General features: G+C 75.3%; 4 protein-coding genes. All 4 read left to right on the forward strand.

The genetic code is table 11. The features are described 5' to 3' along the window. The first annotated feature begins 126 nt into the window (after positions 1–126). Genes AB0D08_RS40260 through aroF form a run of 4 tightly spaced genes read left to right on the forward strand, consistent with a single transcriptional unit; the run spans position 127 to position 4,657 of the window. On the forward strand, positions 127–912 hold the full coding sequence (locus AB0D08_RS40260; protein ID WP_359895333.1) for a 2,3-dihydro-2,3-dihydroxybenzoate dehydrogenase: 786 nt from the start codon (positions 127–129) through the stop codon (positions 910–912). 47 nt (positions 913–959) lie between these two features. Continuing rightward, entirely contained in the window at positions 960–1,613 is a 654-nt protein-coding gene (locus tag AB0D08_RS40265) for an isochorismatase family protein (RefSeq protein ID WP_359895335.1), read from the forward strand. After that, positions 1,610–3,583 (forward strand): anthranilate synthase family protein, encoded by a 1,974-nt coding sequence (locus tag AB0D08_RS40270; protein WP_359895336.1) that lies wholly within the window; start codon positions 1,610–1,612, stop codon positions 3,581–3,583. The genes AB0D08_RS40265 and AB0D08_RS40270 overlap by 4 nt, the downstream gene beginning before the upstream one ends. 21 nt (positions 3,584–3,604) lie before the next feature. Next, positions 3,605–4,657, forward strand: a complete 1,053-nt coding sequence (gene aroF, locus AB0D08_RS40275; protein WP_033819965.1) for a 3-deoxy-7-phosphoheptulonate synthase — start codon at positions 3,605–3,607, stop codon at positions 4,655–4,657. Positions 4,658–4,787: the final 130 nt, after the last annotated feature.

The following is a 4,787-nucleotide window of genomic DNA, read 5'->3' on the forward strand; positions in this document are numbered from 1 at the left end:
CGTCATGATTAGTTTTTTGTTGGGGGGTGTGTGGTTTGTTGTTGGGTGCTCTCGCCCCCGCCGCGCGCCGCGGCCCCGGCGGGGGGGGGGGGGGGGGCCGGCCGACACCTCCATGGGGGAGAACCAGTGAACGAGAAGGAATTCGACGGCAGGACGGCGCTGGTCACCGGCGCCGGCCGGGGCATCGGGCGGGCCGTCGCCCGTCTGCTGGCCGAGGCGGGCGCCACCGTGGTCGCAGTCGACCGGGACGCCGACGCCGTCCACCGGCTCGCCGACGAGCTGTCCGCGGCCGGGGCGGGCGGCCTCGCCCTGCCCGCCGACGTGGCCGACGCCGCCGAGGTCGAGCGGATCGTCGAGGCCGCCGAGCGGGAGGCCGGACCCCTCGACCTGCTGGTGAACGTCGCCGGGGTGCTGCGCACCGGCCCCGCGCTGGACCTCACCGACGAGGACTGGCGCGCGATGTTCGCCGTCAACACCGACGGTGTCTTCCACTGCAGCCGGGCGGTGGCCCGCCGGATGGTGCCGCGCCGACGCGGCGCGATCGTCACGGTGGCCTCCAACGCCGCCCGGGTGCCCCGCGCCCTGATGACCGGCTACGCCGCGTCCAAGGCGGCGTCGGCCGCCTTCACCAAGTCGCTCGCGGTCGAGCTGGCGCCGTACGGGATCCGCTGCAACGTGGTCAACCCCGGCTCCACCGACACGCCGATGCTGCGCGGGTTGTGGTCCGGCGGCGGGGACGCCCGGAGCACCGTCGCGGGCGACCCGGACCGGTTCAAGGTCGGTATCCCGCTCGGCAAGCTGGCGCAGCCCTCCGACGTGGCCGAGGCGGTGGCCTTCCTGCTGTCCGACCGGGCCGGCCACATCACCATGCACGAGCTCTGCGTCGACGGCGGCGCATCCCTCGGCGCCTGAGCACGGACCCCGTGACCCGGGCAGGACCCCAGCGGAAAGTGATGCAGATGGGCATTCCCCACATCGACCCCTACCCGATGCCCCGCGAGGACGAGCTGCCGGCCGGCCCGGCCGGCTGGCGGCCCGACCCGGCCAGGGCGATGCTCCTGGTCCACGACATGCAGCAGTACTTCCTGCGGCCGTTCACCGCCGACGCCTCGCCCGCCGCGGAGCTGGTGTCCAACATCGCCGCCCTGCTCGCCGCCTGTCGGCGCCTCGGCGTCCCGGTCGCGTACACCGCGCAGCCCGGTGACATGAGCGACCGGGACCGCGGCCTGCTGAAGGACGTCTGGGGCTCCGGGATGGACGCCACCCCCGAGCAGCGGGCCATCGTCCCCCCGCTCGAACCGGCCGGGTCCGACCTGGTGCTGACCAAGTGGCGCTACAGCGCCTTCCACCGCACCTCCCTGCTGGCGGACATGCGGCGGGCCGGCCGCGACCAGCTGGTCATCTGCGGTGTCTACGCCCACGTCGGCTGCCTGATGACCGCCTGCGACGCGTTCAGCCACGACATCGAGCCGTTCCTGGTCGCGGACGCGACCGCCGACTTCGACGCCCGCTACCACCGGCTGGCCCTGGACTACGCGGCCGAACGCTGCGCCCGGGTCGCCTCCACCCGCAGCGTGCTGGAGCAGCTCGGCGCGGCGGCGGTGGCCCGGTGAAGCCGGCCGATGCGGCCGGCTCCGTGCTGGACGGGCTGGCCGGGCCGGGCCGGGCCGCGTTCGCGCTGCTGCACCGGCCCGAGACCGCGCCGGGCGTGGTCGAACTGCTCACCGGCCCGGTGCGCGAACTGCAGGCGCTGGCCGAGCTCGCGGCCGGGCCCGGGGAGAGCGGCGAGACCCTGCTGCTGGTCCCGTTCCGGGCCGCCGCCGAGCAGGGCTTCGACTGCGCCGACGACGGCGCGCCGCTGCTGGCGATGGCGGTCGCCGAGCGCCGCGCGGTCCCGCTCGCCGAGGCGCTCGCCGTCCTGCCCGACCGCCCGCTGCACCTGCACGGGCAGCGCTTCGAACCGGACGACGCGGCGTACGCCGACATCGTCGGCCGGGTGCTCACCGACGAGATCGGCACCGGCGAGGGCTGCAACTTCGTCATCCGGCGCTCGGTCACCGGCACCCTGGCCGACCACACCCCGGCGGCCGCACTGAGCGCCTTCCGCCGCCTGCTGGCGCGGGAGCAGGGCGCGTACTGGACCTTCCTGGTCCACACCGGCACCCGCACCTTCGTCGGCGCCACCCCCGAGCGGCACGTCACCCTCGACGGCGGCGTCGCCACCATGAACCCGATCAGCGGCACCTACCGGTACCCGCCGTCCGGGCTGGAGATCCCCGGTCTGGTCGGCTTCCTCGCCGACACCAAGGAGACCGAGGAGCTCTACATGGTGCTCGACGAGGAGCTCAAGATGATGGCGCAGGTCTGCGAGGACGGCGGCCGGGTGCACGGGCCGGCGCTGCGTCAGATGTCCCGGCTCGCACACACCGAGTACTTCATCAGCGGCCGCAGCTCGCTCGAACCGGTGGAGATCCTGCGCCGGACCCTCCTCGCGCCCACGGTGGTGGGCAGCCCGCTGGCCAACGCCTTCCGGGTGATCCGCCGGTACGAGTCCACCGGGCGCGGCCACTACGCGGGCGTCGCGGCGCTGATCGGCTGCGACCCGCGGGGCCGGCACCTGCTGGACTCGGCGATCATGATCCGGACCGCCGAACTCGGCCCGGCCGGGCGGCTGCGCATCGACGTGGGCGCCACCCTGGTCCGGGACTCCGACCCGGCCGCCGAGGCCGCCGAGACCAGGGCCAAGGCCGCCGGACTGCTCGCCGCCTTCGGCGGGTCCGCCGCGGACCCCGGCCCCGCCGCGCCCGGCCCGGCGGGCAGCACCGGGGCCCCCTCCGCCGCCGACGTCCCCTCCGCCGCCGACCACCCCGAGGTGGCGGCCGCCCTGGCCGACCGCAACGCCGACCTGGCACGGTTCTGGTTCCACGACCACCGCCCGCCGCCCGCCGCGCCGGAACTGGCGGGCCGCCGGGTGCTGGTGGTGGACGCGGACGACACCTTCACCGCGATGCTGCGCCACCAGCTGGCCTCGCTCGGACTCGCCGTCACCGTCCGCCCCCACACCGGCGACCTCACCGCCGACGGCTTCGACCTGGTGGTCTCCGGCCCCGGCCCGGGCGACCCGCGGGACCTGGCGGACCCCAAGGTCGCCACCGTGCACGCCGCCCTCGCGGCGCTGCTCGCGGACGGCACCCCGCTGCTCGCGGTCTGCCTCAGCCACCAGCTGCTGAGCGGCCTGCTCGGGCTGCGGGTGGTCCGCCGCGACCGGCCCAGCCAGGGGATGCGCCGGCGGATCGACCTGTTCGGCCGGCCCGAGCGGGTCGGCTTCTACAACACCTTCGTCGCGCTCAGCGACGCCGACCGGCTGCCGTGCCCGTACCGGCCGGGCGAGGTCGACGTCGCCCGCGACCCCCGCACCGGCGAGGTGTACGCGCTGCGCGGGCCGGGCTTCCAGTCACTGCAGTTCCACGCCGAATCGGTGCTCACCCGCGACGGCGTACGGATCCTGGGCGACGCCGTGCACCGGCTGCTCGTGCCCGTCCGCCACGGTGGCGGCGGCGGGCCGGTCCTGATCGATCGCTGACACCTCAGAGGGGACACCCACATGTTCGTCATCACGATGGCCGCGGGCGCTTCGGCCGCGGACACCGACCAGGCCGTCGCCGCGGCAGCGCGCACCGGCGCCGGCACCATCGTCAGCCGGGGGGACGACCGGACCCTGATCGCCCTGTTCGGCGGCGCGCTGCCGGACCTGTCGGGGCTGCCCGGTGTGCAGGACGTCGCCGACGTCCAGGCACCGTACCCGCTGGTGGCCCGCCCCAGCTACGCCGAACGTTCGGAGGTGAAGGTCGGACCGGTCACCATCGGCCCGCGGACCTTCACCCTGATCGGCGGCCCGTGCGCGGTCGAGACCCACGACCAGACGCTCAAGTCGGCCCTGATGGCCCGGTCGGCCGGCGCGGTGCTGCTGCGCGGCGGCGCCTTCAAGCCGCGCAGTTCACCGTACGACTTCCGGGGCCTGGGGGAGGAGGGGCTGCGGATCCTCGCCGACGTCCGGGCCGAGACCGGGCTGCCGGTGGTGACCGAGCTGCTGGACCAGCGCGACGTCGAACTGGTCGCCTCGTACGCGGACATGCTGCAGATCGGCACCCGGAACATGCAGAACTTCGCGCTGCTGGAGGCCGCGGCCGAGACGGGCCGGCCGATCCTGCTCAAGCGGGGGATGGGCGCGACGGTGGAGGAGTGGCTGCTCGCCGCCGAGTACATCGCCCACCGCGGCAACCTCTCGGTGGTGCTGTGCGAGCGCGGCATCCGCACCTTCGAGAACTCCACCCGCAACACCCTGGACATCTCGGCCGTGGTGGTCGCCCAGCAGCGCTCGCACCTGCCGGTGATCGTCGACCCGTCGCACGCCGGCGGCCGGCGGGAGCTGGTGGTGCCGCTGGTGCGGGCCGCGGCCGCGGTCGGCGCCGACGGAGTGATCGTGGATGTCCACTCCTCGCCGGAGTCGGCGCGCTGCGACGCGGCCCAGGCGCTCGGCCACGCGGAGCTGGGCCTGCTCGGCGAGGCGGCCCGGGACTGGTCGCGGCTGGCGGGCCGGGTCACCGAGGAGCAGGTGCCGGCCGCCGGGAGGATCCCCGCCCCGCTGGCGTCCTGACCCGACCGGCCCGGGACCGGGCCCCGCGACCGCACCCGTAGGTGGTCACGGAGCCCGGGGCCTGCGGGGCCGGGGCCTCGTCGACGAACGCCCGGAACATCTGGGTGCTGCCGGCGGGGTCGTAGTCGTT

The organism is Kitasatospora sp. NPDC048540, assembly GCF_040651175.1.
Classification (GTDB): Bacteria; Actinomycetota; Actinomycetes; order Streptomycetales; family Streptomycetaceae; genus Kitasatospora.

Excerpts from the sequence above, each read along its gene's own strand:
- AB0D08_RS40265 (WP_359895335.1), top strand. The coding sequence starts at position 960 with ATGGGCATTCCCCACATCGACCCCTACCCGATGCCCCGCGAGGACGAG.
- aroF (WP_033819965.1), top strand. The coding sequence starts at position 3,605 with ATGTTCGTCATCACGATGGCCGCGGGCGCTTCGGCCGCGGACACCGAC.